Below are 14,314 nucleotides of genomic sequence, written 5' to 3' on the forward strand. Positions count from 1 at the left end.
GTCCTGAACCTGCGCGGCCGCATCGTGACCGTCGTCGACATGCGGGCGCGGCTCGGCCTTGCCCGCGCCGAGGACGGCAAGCCGCCGATGGCGGTCGGCGTCGATCTGCGCGGCGAGTCCTACGGTCTCCTGATCGACCAGATCGGCGAGGTGCTGCGGCTGCCCGAGGAGGGCCGGGAGGAGAACCCCGTCAATCTCGACCCGCGCATGGCGAAGCTTGCCGGCGGCGTGCACCGCCTCGACGGCCAGCTGATGGTCATTCTCGACGTCGATCGCGTGCTCGAGCTCGCCGCCGACAAGATGGCGGCCTGAACACTGCAACGTGCGGGCAGCGGCGCATCATGCGTCGTTGCATTGGATCCTGATCTCGTGAGGCTGATATGAGAACGTGTCTGGTAGTTGACGATTCCAGCGTCATTCGAAAGGTGGCGCGACGCATTCTGGAAGGTCTGGATTTCCAGATCGTGGAAGCGGAGGACGGCGAGCAGGCGCTGGAGATCTGCAAGCGGGGCCTCCCGGATGCGGTGCTGCTCGACTGGAACATGCCCGTCATGGACGGCTACGAGTTCCTCGGCAATCTCCGGCGTATGCCCGGCGGCGACGCGCCGAAGGTGGTGTTCTGCACGACCGAGAACGATGTCGCGCACATCGCGCGCGCGCTGCACGCCGGCGCCAACGAGTACATCATGAAGCCCTTCGACAAGGACATCGTGACGGCGAAGTTTCAGGAAGTCGGGCTGATCTGATCTCCGTCGCGTGCGTCGGTCCCGTGGTCGTCCGGGCTTGCCGTCACCCCGTGCCTCTGTCCTGTTGGTGAACTATGAGCGTCGCGTTGGCCAGTTCTTCGATCCCAAGTTCGACCAGGCAGGAACCTCTCCGCGTGATGGTCGTGGACGATTCCGTGGTCATTCGCGGCATGATCTCGCGCTGGATCGCGTCTGAGCCCGACATGGTCGTGGCGGCGTCGCTGCGCACGGGCCTCGAGGCCGTGAACCAGATCGATCGCGTCAATCCCGATGTCGCCGTGCTCGACATCGAGATGCCCGAGCTCGACGGCATCGCCGCCCTGCCGAAGCTGCTTGCCAAGAAGAAGAACCTCGCCGTCATCATGGCGTCGACGCTGACCCGCCGCAACGCGGAGATCAGCTTCAAGGCGCTGTCGCTCGGCGCGGCCGACTACATTCCGAAACCCGAGAGCACGCGCGAGGCCTCGGCGGCCGACAATTTCCACTACGATTTGATTCAGAAGATCCGCAATCTCGGCGCCAAGGCGCGCCGCGCCGCTCCCGCCCCGCATGCGCCGGCCGCATCGCCGATCGTTCCGCAAGTCCAGGGGCTCCGGCCTGCGTCAACGGCGCGGCCGATGGTCGCTCCCGTGGCGCCCGCCGCGCCGGCCCAGCTGGCGCGCCGCTCCTTCAGCACGCAGATGCCGAAGGTGCTGCTGATCGGATCGTCGACCGGCGGCCCGCAGGCGCTGATGTCGCTGGTGACCGAGCTCGGTCCCGTGATCGACCGCTTTCCGGTGCTGATCACCCAGCATATGCCGCCGACCTTCACCACCATCCTCGCCGAGCATCTGGCGCGCTCGAGCCGCAGGCCGGCCCATGAGGCCGTCGACGGTGAAGTGGTGAAGCCGGGTCAGATCTACCTTGCCCCCGGCGGCCGCCACATGCGTGTGGCGCGCCATGGCGCCGATGTGGTGATCGCGCTGGACAACGGTCCTCCGGTCAATTTCTGCAAGCCCGCCGTCGATCCCTTGTTCATGTCGGCGATCGAGGTCTGGCAGGGCTCGACCCTGGCCGTGATCCTGACCGGCATGGGATCCGACGGCATGCGCGGCGGCAAGGACATCGTCGCCGCCGGCGGCAGCGTGATCGCGCAGGACGAGGCGACCAGCGTGGTCTGGGGCATGCCGGGCGCAGCAGCCAATGCCGGCATCTGCGCGGCCGTCCTTCCCTTGAATCAGATTGGACCGAAGCTGGTTCGTCTGTTTGCTGGAGACCGTTCGTGACACCCCTGGACTATGAGTTCTTGCGTAAGGTCCTGAAGGATCGCTCCGGCCTCGATCTGTCGGCCGATAAGCAGTACCTGGTCGAAAGCCGGTTGCTGCCGCTGGCCCGCCGCTCCAACCTGCCGGGCATCACGGAGCTGGTGCAGAAGATCAAGAGCGGCGCGGAGCAGCTCACGACGCAGGTGGTCGAGGCGATGACCACCAACGAGACGTTCTTCTTCCGCGACAAGATTCCGTTCGATCATCTCCGTGAGGGCATCCTGCCGGCGCTGATCCAGTCGCGCGCCAATCGTCGTTCCCTGCGCATCTGGTCGGCCGCCTGCTCGACCGGACAGGAGCCGTATTCGATCGCGATGTGCCTGCGCGAATTCGGTCCCGCTCTGGCGGGCTGGCGCATCGAGATCGTTGCCACCGACCTGTCGCAGGAGGTGCTGGAGAAATCGAAGGCCGGCCTCTACAGCCAGTTCGAGGTGCAGCGTGGATTGCCGATCCAGCTGCTGGTGAAATATTTCACGCAGCTCGGCGAGCTCTGGCAGCTCAGCGCCGACATCCGCGGCATGGTCCAGCATCGCCAGCTCAATCTGCTGCAGGACTTCTCGCATCTCGGCAAGTTCGACATCATCTTCTGCCGCAACGTGCTGATCTATTTCGATCAGGAGACCAAGGCCTCGATCTTCGAGCGAATGGCCAAGGTGATGGAGCCGGACGGCACGCTGTTGCTGGGAGCCGCCGAATCGGTCGTCGGCATCACCGACGCGTTCCGGCCCAACCAGGAGCGGCGGGGTCTGTACCAGATCAATCCGGTGCGCAGCCCGCGCGGCGGCGCGGCGCTGCTGCCCGGCCTCAAGGTGGTCGCGGCGCGCTGACGCCGGCCGGAGCCGTCTGTGACCGGGGGGCGCTTCGACCGGTCGGGCGGTCGGCCGTTCCGTCCCGCGTGCGTCCGTCCCGCGCGGGCGGCCGGTCCTTTCTGCGCCCGCAGGCCTCCTTCCGAAGCAAATCTCGCCGACCCATGGAACTTTTCGGTTCCTGACGCGTCTATTCACGCCTTGGTGTGGACTCACGCGTGTTGAATTGGTGGCGGGGGATTGGATGAAAACGAGTGTGCGTCCTCGAATCGTGACGCGGGATCTCCCTGTCATCGCCAAATCGCCGACCGGGATCGACGGCCTCGACGAGGTCACCTTCGGTGGCCTGCCGCAAGGGCGGCCGACGCTGCTGTGCGGCGCGGCCGGTTGCGGCAAGACGTTGTTTGCGATGACGTTTCTCTACAATGGCGCGGTCGCCTACGACGAGCCGGGCGTGTTCATCGCGTTCGAGGAGCAGCCCGAGGACCTGATCAAAAACGTCGGCTCGCTCAGCTACGACATCGATAGGCTGATCGAGCAGAAGAAGATCGTGGTCGATCACATCCATCTCGATCGCAACGAGATCGAGGAGGCCGGCGACTACGATCTCGACGGCCTGTTCATCCGCATCGGCTTCGCGATCGATTCGATCGGCGCCAAGCGCGTCGTGATCGATACGATCGAGACCCTGTTCGGCGGCCTCGACAATCAGGCGGTGCTGCGCTCCGAGTTGCGCCGGCTGTTCGAATGGCTGAAGAGCAAGGGCGTCACCGCCATCATCACCGGCGAGCGCGGTGATGGTACGCTGACGCGCTACGGCCTCGAGGAATACGTCGCCGACTGCGTCATCCTGCTCGACAACCGCGTGCACGATCAGCTCTCGACCCGCCGGCTGCGCGTCGTGAAGTATCGCGGCACGGCGCATGGCACCAACGAATACCCCTTCATCATCGACCAGGAAGGCATCACGGTGATGCCGATCACCTCGTCGGGGCTCGCGCATGATGCGTGGACGGAGCGGGTCTCCACCGGCATTGCCGATCTCGACGACATGCTCGAAGGCCAGGGCTACTTCAAAGGGTCGAGTATCCTGATCTCGGGGATGGCCGGCTCGGGCAAGTCGACGGTGTCGGCACACTTCGCCAATTCGATCTGCAAGAGCGGGCAACGCTGCATCTATTTCGCGCTGGAGGAATCCCCGCAGCAGATCATCCGCAACATGAAGTCGGTCGGTCTCGACCTGCAGCAATGGGTTGATCGCGGCCTGCTGCGGTTCTCGGCCCGGCGCCCCAATCTGTACGGACTGGAAACGCATCTCGCCGCCATGCATCGCGAGGTCAAGGAGTTCGATCCCGCCGCCGTCGTGGTCGATCCCATCTCGGCGCTCATGGGCGCCGGCATTGCCGGCGACGTGCATTCGATGACGTTGCGCCTCATCGATTTCCTGAAGGCGCGCGGCGTCACGGCGCTGTTCACCAATCTCGGCGCCGGCAGCGCGGAGACGGCGACCACGGAGATGCAGATCTCGTCGCTCACCGACACCTGGCTGCTGCTCTACAATCGCGAGAGCAACGGCGAGCACAACCGCCAGCTCTATCTGCTGAAGTCGCGCGGCATGGCGCATTCCAACCAGGTCCGCGAATTCCTGATGAGTGCCGACGGCATCTCGCTGCGCGAGGTCTATGTCGGCCCGGAGGGCGTGCTCACGGGATCGGCCAGGGTGGCGCAGGAGGCGAGAGATCGCGTCGAGCGCCTGCTGCGCATGCAGGATACGGAACGACGCACGCGCGAGATCGAACGTCGCCGCCGCGACCTCGCGGCTCAGATCGAAACGCTCAAGGCTCAGCTGGCCAACGAGGAGAGCGAGATGGAGCTCATCAATCTGGAAGGCGCTGCCCGCGAGGATCAGCGCGCAGCCGCTCGCCTCGCGCAGATCGAGAGCCGCTCGTCCAGGCCTCGTCCGAGCTCCCCAGCCAACCCGCTGACATCCAGAAAATGACGGCGGCTCCGATGGAACAGGATGGCTACAATCTCCGGCTCTATGTCGCCGGTCAGACGCCGAAATCGCTGGCGGCGCTCGCCAACCTCAAGAAGCTGTGCGAGACGCATCTGCCGGGCCGCTACACGATCGAGGTGATCGACCTGATGAAGGATCCGGCCCTCGCACAACGAGATCAGATCGTCGCAATCCCGACCTTGATCCGTCAACTGCCCGAGCCCCTCAAGCGAATCATCGGCGATCTCTCCAATGCGGAGAAGGTGCTGGTTGGTCTGGACATCGCACCGAGCTGAACGGAGGACGCGTGGCATCAACAGACGCGATGCAGGCGGGACGGCCGCGTAACGAGGCGGAGGAGACGGTCGAGGCCATTCATCGCGGCAACGTCGATGCCGTGGTGGTGCAGGGCCCGACCGGACCCCAGGTCATCATGCTGCAGGGCGCGGACGCGCCCTATCATGTTCTGGTCGAGCGCATGAGCGACGGCGCTCTGACGCTCGATGCCGACGGCTGCATCGTCTATGTCAATTCCAGGCTGTGCGCGCTGACCGGCCTCGGCGTACAGCAATTGGTGGGACGCAGCTTTGCCTCGCTGTTTGCGGGAGCGGTGCCCGAGCAGCGCGCCGACGATGCGGCAACCGACGCTCAACTGTGCCGCGCTGACGGCGGCCAACTGCCAGTGTCGGTGTGGATGCGCCAGATGGCGATGGGCGGCGTGGTGGCCACGCTCGTGACGCTGACCGACATGTCGATTCAGCGGCGCGCCGAGGAGGTCGCCAATGCCGAGCGCTTTGCGCGCTCGATCCTGGAGCAGGCGACCGATGCGGTCGTGGTGCTGGCGCTCGACGGCCGGATCACCCATGCGAGCTGGGTCGCGGAGCAGCTCGCGGAACGACCGCCGGTCGGCCAGTTGTTTTCTGAGGCGTTCCCGCTCGATGGGCAGAGCGCCAGCCAGCGAGGCACGTTGACGCGCTTCTCGCGCGAGAGCCTTGATCAGGCGCTGGCGACCAAGCCCTTCCATGGCGTCGAGGTCGCCTTGCGCAACGCGCGGGCGTCGGGGCGGTCGTTCCTGCTGTCCGGCGGGCCCCTGGTGAACGATCTCAAGGAGACGGTCGGCTCGATCGTCACCCTGACCGACATCACCGAACGCAAGCGCGCGGAAGAGCAGCAGACCGTGCTGGTCGCCGAGCTCAATCACCGGGTGAAGAACATCCTGGCGATCGTGCAGTCGGTGGCGGGGCAGACCTTGCGGACCTCACCGTCGCTGCCGGCCTTCAACAAGGCGTTCTCCGGGCGCATCCAGGCGGTCTCGATCGCGCATGACATCCTGACGCAGACCCGTTGGATCGGCATCGGACTGAACGAACTGCTCACCGCCGTGCTGGCGCCCTATGGCATCGGCGAAGGGCGGATCGCCATCGACGGCCCTCCGGTGCTCCTGGAGGCACGGCTGGTGCTGCCGCTTTCGATGGTGCTGCACGAGCTTGCGACCAACGCCTCCAAATATGGCGCGTTGTCCGCCTCCCACGGCCAGGTCACGATCTCCTGGCGCCTGCGCGACGATGGCCGCCGGCTGGAGCTGGTCTGGCTCGAGCGCGGCGGACCGCTGATCGAAGGCGGCGGTGGGCGCGGCTTCGGCACCACGCTGATCGACCGCGTCGTCCGCTTCGATCTCGAGGGCGAAGCCCTGCTCGACTTCGAGCCCGCGGGCATTCGCTGCTCGCTGACCTTTGCGCTGACCGCGGAGACGACCCCCGAGCATCTGCCGGCATCGGCCGTGCAGCCGGACTGATCGGATGCCCGCCTCAGCGCGCGATCGGAACGGAGCGTGCCGCCTTGCGGCGCCAGACGTCGTGGTCCCTTTCCGTCGCCTCACGCGCGGCGCGCGCTGCTCGGCGCAGCCAGCCTGAACCGCGCTGCTTCAGGTCCGCCGCGATCCCGGCGCCGGCGCGGCGGTCGGCGGCATGGATGGAGGCGAGGTCGGTGCCCATGCCGCGCAGAAGCTCCAGCTTGAGATCGGCGCCGGCTTCCTTGCCGAGATCGATCTTGCGCGAGTCCGCGGACAGGCGTCGGACCACGTAGTCCCCGTCATTGGTTCTGTGAACGTGCAGGAATGGATCGGGCGCGCGATAGGTCCCGGTCGACAGCTCGACGAATCGGTGCGGCGGCGCCGGCTTTGGCTGCATCCTGCCCTTCGTCCTGTTCTTGGCCCAGGTCCAGGCCGAAGGGACCAGCGCCTTGGCCTCGCGGACGACGCGGCCGCCGCGCCATGTCGCGACGACGACGTAGCGCGTGCGTCCGCGGCTGCCGCCGCCGGCGAAGCGATGGAAGAATGCGGCATTCTTCGCCTGCTCCGGAAGGCTGGCGGTGAGCAGCTTCTGCACCGCGGATGGAATCGCATCGGCGGCCGCGAGGCCGTTGATCTCCTCCCAGAACGCGCGGCGGCAATCATCCGAGCATTTGACGTAGGGCCTGATCCAGATCTCGTGTTCGTCGAGCAGCGCCGGCCGCGGGTGTTTGAGACCGTCGCGATAGCCTTGGAGGATCGCGTCTGCGGCGTCGCGGCTGTCGATTGCCATGTCGGGCGCGAGCTCGATGCTGGTCGTGAGCCGGACCAGATCGAAGGCGTAGGGCATCCTCGCGGCCTCGTCGAAATCGTTGACGCCCCACACCCAGCGCCCGTCGGCATCACGCCACGTGCCGAAATTCTCCAGATGGATGTCGCCGACGCACAGCGCGACCGGCGCCTCGGCCAGCTCCGGGCAGATCTCCTCGATGCGCCGCGCCCAGCGATAGTAGGTGGCGCGCAGCAGGGCGAACGGAGACTTTCGCATCCGCTGGTGCTTGGCGAGAAGGTCGTCCTCGACCACTTTGCATTGGCTGCGAAGCCAGGCCTCGTAGGCCGCGGTATCTTCGATGATGGACACGCGATGCCTCCCGATGCGCCGGGCGTGAGCGAGGCGTTATGAGTTGCGTTGACGCCGAACGAACGTGGCCTCGCACATCGCGCGCAGCGCGCGCTCGTCGAACGGCTTGGCGAGCCGGGCCAGGCTGCGGAACTCCGGCGGAAACAGCGTCGCATCGTCATAGCCGGAGGTGATCACGATCTTGAGCTCGCGCGCGATCAGCTGCGGCAGGACGGCGAAGATCTGCTCGCCGCGCAGGTTGACGTCGAGCAGCGCGCCGTCCAGGCCGCCGCGCTCGGCCTCGCGCAGCACGTCGCCGACGCGCGAGACGGGACCAACCACCTCGCAGCCGAATCCCTGCAACACCGTTTCCAGCTCGAGCGCGATCAGGCCCTCGTCCTCGGCGACCAGGATACGCAAGCCTTCGAGTTCGGGTTTGTCCGTCGCCATGCCTCGTCCCGGTCATGTCCCGGTCATGCGCGCCCATCGCGCAGGGAGTTCACCCTCGGTCTATCTAATCCTCTCGACCGGCGTGTCGAGGCGTTTTCGTCGGCGGTCGTTAATATCCTACAGGATTGCGTGCGGCAAAAAGCGCGAGCGGTTGCCCGTGATCGGGCTCGTGTCTTCGCGGATCGACAGGCCGCAGGGCTGATGGTCGACGAGCCAGCTGCCGATCACCGGGAACACACCGCCGAAATCCGGCAGCGGCGCCGGCGCCTGGCGGATGAAGCCTTCGGCGCCGTAGGGACCCTCCTGCGTAGAGACGGCGACGCCGTCGGACACCAGGCTGACATTGGCGCCCTCGCGCGAGTAGATCGGCTTGCGTACGAAGCTCGGGCCGAGGCCGGCGGCCTTCGGATCGTCCTCGAAATAGGCCGGCAGCAGGTTCGGATGGCCTTCGTGCATCTGCCAGAGCAGGGGCAGGATGCCCTTGTTGGACAGGATGGCCTTCCACGGCGGCTCGATCCATTGCGTCGGCGCCTCCGCGAGCTTGACGCCGAACGCATCGCGAAACATCCATTCCCAGGGATACAACTTGAAGGCGAGCGCGATGTCGCCGTTCTCGAGATCGACGAAGCCGCCGCCGGTCTCGCGCCAGCCGATGTCGGCGACGTCAAGGATGGTTGTCGACAGGCCCGCTTGGGCTGCCGTGTCGGCCAGATAGGCCAGGGTCGTGGCGTCCTCGGCGTTGGCGGTCAGCCCGGCCAGATGCACGCGGCGCCGCTTGCCGAGGGCGCGCCAGCGTTCGATCAGGCGCTCATGGATTGAGTTGTACTGGTCCGCGCGCCCCGGCAGGATGCGGCGCTCGATCGCCTGCTCGAGCCACGTCCATTGGAAGACGGCGGCCTCGAAGATCGACGTCGGCGTGTCGGCGTTGTATTCGAGCAGCTTCGCCGGCGTACGGCCGCCCTGATAGCTGAGGTCGAACCGCCCATAGAGGCTGCCGTCCCTCCGGCGCCAGCTCTCCGCCAGCAGCGGCCAGACCGCTTGCGGGATCTTCAGCCGGCGCAGCAGCGCCTCGTCACCGACGACGCGCGCGACCAGCGCGAGGCACATCTGCTCGAGCTCGGCCGTCGGCTCCTCGATGCCGAGCTCGATCTCGGCGATCGTGAATGCGTAGTAGGCGCGCTCGTCCCAATAGCGCTCGCCGTCGAGTTCGTAGAAGTCGAATCCGCATCGTGCCGCGGTCTCGCGCCAGTCGTCACGTTCGGGACAGGGGATGCGCTGCATCGGCGTCAGCCCAAGGCAGCAGCGAACAAGCCGTGCCCGTGGCAACAGGGCGCAGCACGACCGCGGCCGCCATCAATGATGCGGCCATGATCACGTCCGCGCGGTCCCGGCGCCATCCCGCGCCGGCGACCACGCGATCGCCTGCCAGCAGATTGCTGCGAGGCGGCGGCGGTCGCCGCAGCCCTCATCGTCGCTGGCACCATCAGGTGCCGACATTGCATCGGATCGCTTCCGATCAGTAGGTAGGCCAGTTTTTTATGATTTTGAGTCTGTGTCAAAGATCCGAATCCGAGATAACAGCATGAACGCGGTGTTTTCACGGCGCCGGCGCGACGAAAATCAGCCGCCGCCTCCGAAGCCGTGTCCGAACGAGCCAAAGCCGCCGCGCGAGACATGTGCGGAGGAGGCCTCGGCGACATGGCTCGATCCGCTGCTTCTGGAATCGCTGTCGCCGCTGGAAAATCCCCAGCGGCCGGAGCCGCTGCCGCCGCCACCACCGCCGCTCGAGCGGCGCGTCGTGCATTCGCTCGTCTGCGGCTGGCCGGCGATGGTCGGCGTCTCGGCGCCTGGCTGCGGGCAGCTCTGATGCCGCGGCATCAGCGCATAGGCAGTGCTGCCGACGGCGAGCGTGCCCATCAAGAGCAGCGCGACATGGCCGGAGCGCTTCACCGGCGGCGTCGCGGGCGGGGGCGGCATCGGCCGGCGCTTGCCGAATTCGCGGCGTTTCTCGGCCATGGTCAGATGATCATCGAGGCGGCGTTCAGCGCGCCGGCGGAGAGCGACGCGAGACCGAGCCAGATCGCCGAAGCCAGCTCGCCGGCGACGATGCGTTGGGCGAGATCCGGCACCGGAATGCGGACGAGGTAATAGACGATCACCTGGACGATCAGCGCGACCAGCGCCCAAACCAGGCAGTCCAGCACGTTGGCGGAATGGGCGATGGCGCTGACCAGCGGCAGGGTGAAGCCGAGCAGGCTGAGGCCGAGCGCGATCGCGGCCGAGGGGTGATTGTCCCGGATCAGCTGGAATTCATTGTAGGGCGTGACGCGGGTGTAGACGAACAGGTAGGCCGTCACCGCGGCCAGCGCGGTACAGAAGTACACCAGAAAGGCCGGCAGGCCGGCGAGCGATTGCAGGATCATGATCAGGCCAAGCGTGTGGAGCTCTCATCTGTCGCTATGCCAGCATGCCCGGTTCGACGTGAACAAAGTCTATCCGCCCTTCGCCAGATCCCGCCTGGCCTGGTCCAGCATCTGCAGCACCGAATCCCCGGTCTTGCGGGTGTGCTCGGAGAGCGCCTGCGCGAAGCCGTCGCCGTCTCGGGCCCGCAGCAACGCCATGAAGGCCTCGTGCTCCCGGATCGACTCGTCCCAGCGCCGCGCATCGTAATTGGCCACGGCGCGGGCGCGGAAGACGCTCGCGTGCAGCGTGCCCCACATGTTGAGCAGCACGGCGTTGCCGGCGAGCTTGGTGATCTCGGCATGGATCTGCTGGTTGAGCCGGAAATAGGCGGCGCGCTCGGCGGCACGATGCAGCGCCACCAGCTCGGCATGCATGGCCTCGAGCCTGGCGAGGTCGTCCGCCGTCGCACGCGCGGCCGCGGCGCGGCCCGCGGCGGCATCGAGCGACACCATCACGTCGAAGATCTCGGCGATCTCGCGGGCGTCGATCGGCGCCACCACGGGCGTGCGATGCGGCCGCAGCTCGATGAGGCCCTCGGCGGCGAGGATCTTGAAGGCCTCGCGCAGCGGCGTGCGCGACACGCCGAAAGTCTCGCATAGCATGCGCTCGGGCAAGGCAGCGCCGGCGGCGAGCTCGCCGTCCACGATCATCTCGCGCACCCTGGCGACGACCTGATCGTGCAGCGACAGCCGCTCGAGCGGCCGCTTGGAGTGGTCGGACGACAGCTTCAGCCGCGCCGGCTTGAAGCGCGTCTTCAGTCTGGGCCGGGGTGCTGGTGGGGTCATGTCGGCGCGGCTGCTCCGCTGCGAGATGCCTGAAATTCGGGCGATGCGCCCGCGGATCAGGCAGGTCCTTCAAGATTTGATGGTCATTAAATACTGATTTTATTGCATAAAAGCAACATTGCATATCGCATCCAGTTGGCATGTCGCTTGCTGATGAGAGCACAAGCCATGAGAGACAAGCCCGTGGATCGACCTGCCCTGGAGATGGATGTGAAACGTTTCGTGCTGCTCATTCTCGCCCTGCTCGCGCTGCCCTCGCTCAGCTTCGCCGACGACGCGCCCAAGATCAAACTCGGCTACGCCAAATGCGCGCATTGCACGCCGATGTCGCTGACGCCGCAGTTCGCCGAAGGCGTCGCGATCGATGCCGTCAGCTTCAACACCGGCACGGACGCGCTGACCGCGCTGGTCTCGAAGAACATCGACGTCGCGCAGGTGACCTATCTGCATTACGCCATCGCGCTCGACAAAGGCTTCGACGTGGTCGCGATCTCCGGCCAGGTCAATGGCGGCTCGGCGATCCTGCTCGGCAATGATCTCGAGGTCGCGCCGGGCGATTGGAGCGCGCTGAAGGCGCTGATCGCCAAATACAAGGCCGACGGCAAGCCGTTCCGCGTCGCCGCCTCGCGCGGCAATGCGCAGGACATCCACATGCGCGGCGCCTTCGCCAAGCAGGGCATCGACATCAACAAGGACGTGCAGTTCGTCAACATCCCCAATCCGTCCGACCATCTGCAGGCGCTGCGCCGCGGCGAGGTCGAGCTGATCTGCACCGTCGAGCCGTTCGCGACCCAGATCATGCAGGCCAAGGCGGCGAAGTTCTTCGGTTTCCCCTATGACCAGGCCGCCGGCAAGCTGACCAACCTGATCCTGACCCGCTCCGACGTCATCGCGTCGAACCCGAAGGCGCTGGAGGGCGTGGTGCGCGCGGTCGTCAAGGTCGATGCGCACATCGCCGCCGACAAGCCGGCGCTGATCGAGGTCATCTCCAAGATCACCGGCCTCGACAAGGCGATCGCGACCGGCGCGGTCGAGAATCTCGATCCCGACCCGAAGATGTACCGCGCCTCGGCGCTCGCCATCGCCGCGATGATGCGCGACCTGAAATACATCAACTCGGACGTCACGGCCGCCGTCGAGAAGAACCTCGACTACCGCTTCCTGGAAGCGGCCACGGGCAAGCCGAAGACCGAGCTCGGCTACTGAGATGACGGCGCTCGCCCAGCTCAGGAAGCTCGACCGCTATGTCGTGCCGGTGCTCGTGCTCGCCGGCTGGGAGGCGTTCTCGCGCTCCGGCGCGCTGCCGGCAGCGCTGCTGCCGGCGCCGTCGACGGTCGTGTGGGCGTGGGCGGACTGGCTGGTCGGCACCGACGGCAACACCCAGACCTACAGCGGCCATTGGCTCGCCGACATGCTGGCGAGCCTGTCGCGCGTTGCCGCAGGCTTTGCGATTGCCACCGTGCTCGGCGTCTCGCTCGGGGTCGCCATCGGGTGGTCGCGCAAGATAGAGATCGTGATCGAGCCGACGCTTCAGATGCTGCGGCCGATCCCGCCGGTGTCGTGGATCCCGCTCGCCATCATCTGGTTCGGCATCGCCAACAAGCCGGCGATCTTCCTGGTGTTCCTCGGCGCGTTCTTTCCGATCCTGCTCAACACCATCCACGGCGTGAAGACCTGCGACCGCAATCTGATCCGCGCCGGCGCCATGGTCGGCGGCAGCGAGCGCAAGCTGCTGCGCTACATCGTCGTGCCCGCGGCGATGCCGAGCATCTTTGCAGGGCTGCGCATCGGCATCGGCTCGGCCTGGATGCTCACGGTCACTGCGGAGATGGTCGCGGTGAAAAGCGGGCTCGGCTACGTGCTGTGGGACAGCTACTACTTCCTGCGCTACGATCTGGTGCTGGCGGCGATGGCGAGCATCGGCCTGCTCGGCTTCTGCAGCGACCTCGCCATCCGCTTCGTGATGGCGCGCGTGCTGCACTGGCAGCGCAACACCACGCTTCGTGGCGGAGAATGACGATGGCCACGATCGAGATCTCCGGCGTCTCCAAGATCTTCACCGACAAGAAGCGCAACGCCGACGTCACCGCGCTCGCCGACATCAATCTGTCCATTGCCCGCAACGAGCTCGTCTGCCTGCTCGGTCCCTCCGGCTGCGGCAAGTCGACATTGCTCAACATGATTGCCGGCTTCGAGAAGCCGAGCGCCGGCAACATCACCGTCGACGGCCGGCCGGTGATCGCGCCCGGCGCCGATCGCGGCGTCGTGTTCCAGCATGCCAATCTGATGCCGTGGCTGCCGGTGTGGGAGAACGTCGCCTTCCATCTCCTGCTCGGCGGCGGGCAGAAGGCCGAGCGCCGGGCGCGGGCGCAGGTCTATATCGACATGGTCGGCCTGAGCGGCTTCGAGAACCACTATCCGTCCGAGCTGTCGGGCGGCATGAACCAGCGCGTCGGCATCGCCCGGGCGCTGCTGATGAATCCGCAGGTGATCCTGATGGACGAGCCGTTCGGCGCGCTCGACGAGCAGACCCGCATGGACATGCAGACCGAGCTGGTGCGCATCTGGCAGCAGCACCAGGGCACGATCGTGTTCGTCACCCATGGCATCGACGAGGCGCTGACCTTGGGCACGCATGTTGCGGTGATGAGCGCACGGCCGGGGCGCATCGTCGAGATCATCCCGATCGATCTGCCGCGGCCGCGTGATATCACGTCACCGCAGTTCAATGAGTTGAAGCGGCATATCCTGGCGTTGTTGCGTGGCGAGCGGGCGGAGCAGGGGGCGAGTGCATGATTGCTGCTCAATCGCGCCCGCCCAAGCGCTGCATGTTCAGGTCAAGCCCTCGCCACAAC

16 protein-coding genes are annotated in these 14,314 nt (G+C 66.3%); 10 read left to right on the forward strand and 6 right to left on the reverse strand.

Annotation, left to right across the window (positions count from 1 at the left end; genetic code table 11):
- The 7 genes from ACQR0U_RS30685 to ACQR0U_RS30715 form a co-directional block, all read left to right on the forward strand.
- On the forward strand, positions 1-312 hold a 312-nt coding region (locus ACQR0U_RS30685; RefSeq protein WP_434842712.1), incomplete at its 5' end, for a chemotaxis protein CheW.
- A gap of 68 nt (positions 313-380) precedes the next feature.
- A complete protein-coding gene (locus ACQR0U_RS30690; RefSeq protein ID WP_006613312.1) occupies positions 381-746 on the forward strand; it encodes a response regulator in 366 nt (121 codons plus the stop codon).
- Positions 747-820: 74 nt separating this feature from the next.
- Complete coding sequence (locus ACQR0U_RS30695) at positions 821-2,011, forward strand: protein-glutamate methylesterase/protein-glutamine glutaminase (RefSeq protein WP_434842713.1); 1,191 nt, start codon at positions 821-823, stop codon at positions 2,009-2,011.
- Positions 2,008-2,877, forward strand: coding sequence for a CheR family methyltransferase (locus ACQR0U_RS30700; RefSeq protein ID WP_315752677.1), 870 nt, complete (start codon positions 2,008-2,010; stop codon positions 2,875-2,877). The genes ACQR0U_RS30695 and ACQR0U_RS30700 overlap by 4 nt, the downstream gene beginning before the upstream one ends.
- A 223-nt stretch (positions 2,878-3,100) precedes the next feature.
- A complete protein-coding gene (kaiC, locus tag ACQR0U_RS30705; RefSeq protein ID WP_316225863.1) occupies positions 3,101-4,855 on the forward strand; it encodes a circadian clock protein KaiC in 1,755 nt (584 codons plus the stop codon).
- On the forward strand, positions 4,852-5,148 hold the full coding sequence (locus tag ACQR0U_RS30710) for a circadian clock KaiB family protein (RefSeq protein ID WP_012046401.1): 297 nt from the start codon (positions 4,852-4,854) through the stop codon (positions 5,146-5,148). The genes kaiC and ACQR0U_RS30710 overlap by 4 nt, the downstream gene beginning before the upstream one ends.
- Before the next feature lie 11 nt (positions 5,149-5,159).
- Positions 5,160-6,647 carry an HWE histidine kinase domain-containing protein gene (locus ACQR0U_RS30715; RefSeq protein ID WP_434872366.1) on the forward strand — a complete coding sequence of 496 codons (1,488 nt, stop codon included), beginning with the start codon at positions 5,160-5,162 and terminating at the stop codon, positions 6,645-6,647.
- A 13-nt stretch (positions 6,648-6,660) separates the two neighbouring features.
- Here the strand turns inward: ACQR0U_RS30715 and ACQR0U_RS30720 are convergent, their stop codons facing one another.
- From ACQR0U_RS30720 to ACQR0U_RS30745, 6 genes are all read right to left on the reverse strand, one after another.
- Positions 6,661-7,782 (reverse strand): DUF2252 family protein, encoded by a 1,122-nt coding sequence (locus ACQR0U_RS30720; protein ID WP_315752681.1) that lies wholly within the window; start codon positions 7,780-7,782, stop codon positions 6,661-6,663.
- 36 nt (positions 7,783-7,818) lie between these two features.
- Complete coding sequence (locus ACQR0U_RS30725; RefSeq protein ID WP_315714020.1) at positions 7,819-8,211, reverse strand: hypothetical protein; 393 nt, start codon at positions 8,209-8,211, stop codon at positions 7,819-7,821.
- 117 nt (positions 8,212-8,328) lie between these two features.
- Positions 8,329-9,492, reverse strand: a complete 1,164-nt coding sequence (locus ACQR0U_RS30730) for a glutathionylspermidine synthase family protein (protein WP_315752682.1) — start codon at positions 9,490-9,492, stop codon at positions 8,329-8,331.
- Between the two features lie 339 nt (positions 9,493-9,831).
- On the reverse strand, positions 9,832-10,227 hold the full coding sequence (locus ACQR0U_RS30735) for a hypothetical protein (RefSeq protein ID WP_315752683.1): 396 nt from the start codon (positions 10,225-10,227) through the stop codon (positions 9,832-9,834).
- Positions 10,228-10,229: 2 nt separating this feature from the next.
- On the reverse strand, positions 10,230-10,634 hold the full coding sequence (locus ACQR0U_RS30740) for a DUF350 domain-containing protein (RefSeq protein ID WP_315714024.1): 405 nt from the start codon (positions 10,632-10,634) through the stop codon (positions 10,230-10,232).
- A gap of 69 nt (positions 10,635-10,703) precedes the next feature.
- A complete protein-coding gene (locus ACQR0U_RS30745) occupies positions 10,704-11,459 on the reverse strand; it encodes a GntR family transcriptional regulator (RefSeq protein ID WP_315752684.1) in 756 nt (251 codons plus the stop codon).
- 204 nt (positions 11,460-11,663) lie between these two features.
- On the opposite strand from ACQR0U_RS30745, the gene ACQR0U_RS30750 reads away from it, so the two are divergent.
- The 3 genes from ACQR0U_RS30750 to ACQR0U_RS30760 are packed head-to-tail and all read left to right on the forward strand — an operon-like array spanning position 11,664 to position 14,255.
- The gene (locus tag ACQR0U_RS30750) at positions 11,664-12,665 is read left to right on the forward strand and encodes an ABC transporter substrate-binding protein (protein WP_434872375.1); all 1,002 of its coding nucleotides are present in this window, start codon (positions 11,664-11,666) and stop codon (positions 12,663-12,665) included.
- Between the two features lies 1 nt (position 12,666).
- Positions 12,667-13,476: an ABC transporter permease gene (locus ACQR0U_RS30755; RefSeq protein ID WP_315767806.1), complete on the forward strand. Its 810-nt coding sequence runs from the start codon at positions 12,667-12,669 to the stop codon at positions 13,474-13,476.
- Between the two features lie 2 nt (positions 13,477-13,478).
- A complete protein-coding gene (locus tag ACQR0U_RS30760; RefSeq protein WP_434872367.1) occupies positions 13,479-14,255 on the forward strand; it encodes an ABC transporter ATP-binding protein in 777 nt (258 codons plus the stop codon).
- The last annotated feature ends 59 nt before the right edge of the window (positions 14,256-14,314 follow it).

This window comes from Bradyrhizobium sp. HKCCYLRH3097 (genome assembly GCF_051167875.1).
Taxonomy (GTDB): Bacteria; Pseudomonadota; Alphaproteobacteria; order Rhizobiales; family Xanthobacteraceae; genus Bradyrhizobium.

What these genes read in the sequence shown, in the direction of transcription:
- ACQR0U_RS30740 (WP_315714024.1), bottom strand. Translation starts at nt 10,634, where the DNA reads ATGATCCTGCAATCGCTCGCCGGCCTGCCGGCCTTTCTGGTGTACTTC.
- ACQR0U_RS30710 (WP_012046401.1), top strand. Translation starts at nt 4,852, where the DNA reads ATGACGGCGGCTCCGATGGAACAGGATGGCTACAATCTCCGGCTCTAT.
- ACQR0U_RS30755 (WP_315767806.1), top strand. Translation starts at nt 12,667, where the DNA reads ATGACGGCGCTCGCCCAGCTCAGGAAGCTCGACCGCTATGTCGTGCCG.
- ACQR0U_RS30760 (WP_434872367.1), top strand. Translation starts at nt 13,479, where the DNA reads ATGGCCACGATCGAGATCTCCGGCGTCTCCAAGATCTTCACCGACAAG.
- ACQR0U_RS30725 (WP_315714020.1), bottom strand. Translation starts at nt 8,211, where the DNA reads ATGGCGACGGACAAACCCGAACTCGAAGGCTTGCGTATCCTGGTCGCC.
- ACQR0U_RS30750 (WP_434872375.1), top strand. Translation starts at nt 11,664, where the DNA reads ATGGATGTGAAACGTTTCGTGCTGCTCATTCTCGCCCTGCTCGCGCTG.
- ACQR0U_RS30730 (WP_315752682.1), bottom strand. Translation starts at nt 9,492, where the DNA reads ATGCAGCGCATCCCCTGTCCCGAACGTGACGACTGGCGCGAGACCGCG.
- ACQR0U_RS30735 (WP_315752683.1), bottom strand. Translation starts at nt 10,227, where the DNA reads ATGGCCGAGAAACGCCGCGAATTCGGCAAGCGCCGGCCGATGCCGCCC.
- kaiC (WP_316225863.1), top strand. Translation starts at nt 3,101, where the DNA reads ATGAAAACGAGTGTGCGTCCTCGAATCGTGACGCGGGATCTCCCTGTC.
- ACQR0U_RS30745 (WP_315752684.1), bottom strand. Translation starts at nt 11,459, where the DNA reads ATGACCCCACCAGCACCCCGGCCCAGACTGAAGACGCGCTTCAAGCCG.
- ACQR0U_RS30690 (WP_006613312.1), top strand. Translation starts at nt 381, where the DNA reads ATGAGAACGTGTCTGGTAGTTGACGATTCCAGCGTCATTCGAAAGGTG.
- ACQR0U_RS30695 (WP_434842713.1), top strand. Translation starts at nt 821, where the DNA reads ATGAGCGTCGCGTTGGCCAGTTCTTCGATCCCAAGTTCGACCAGGCAG.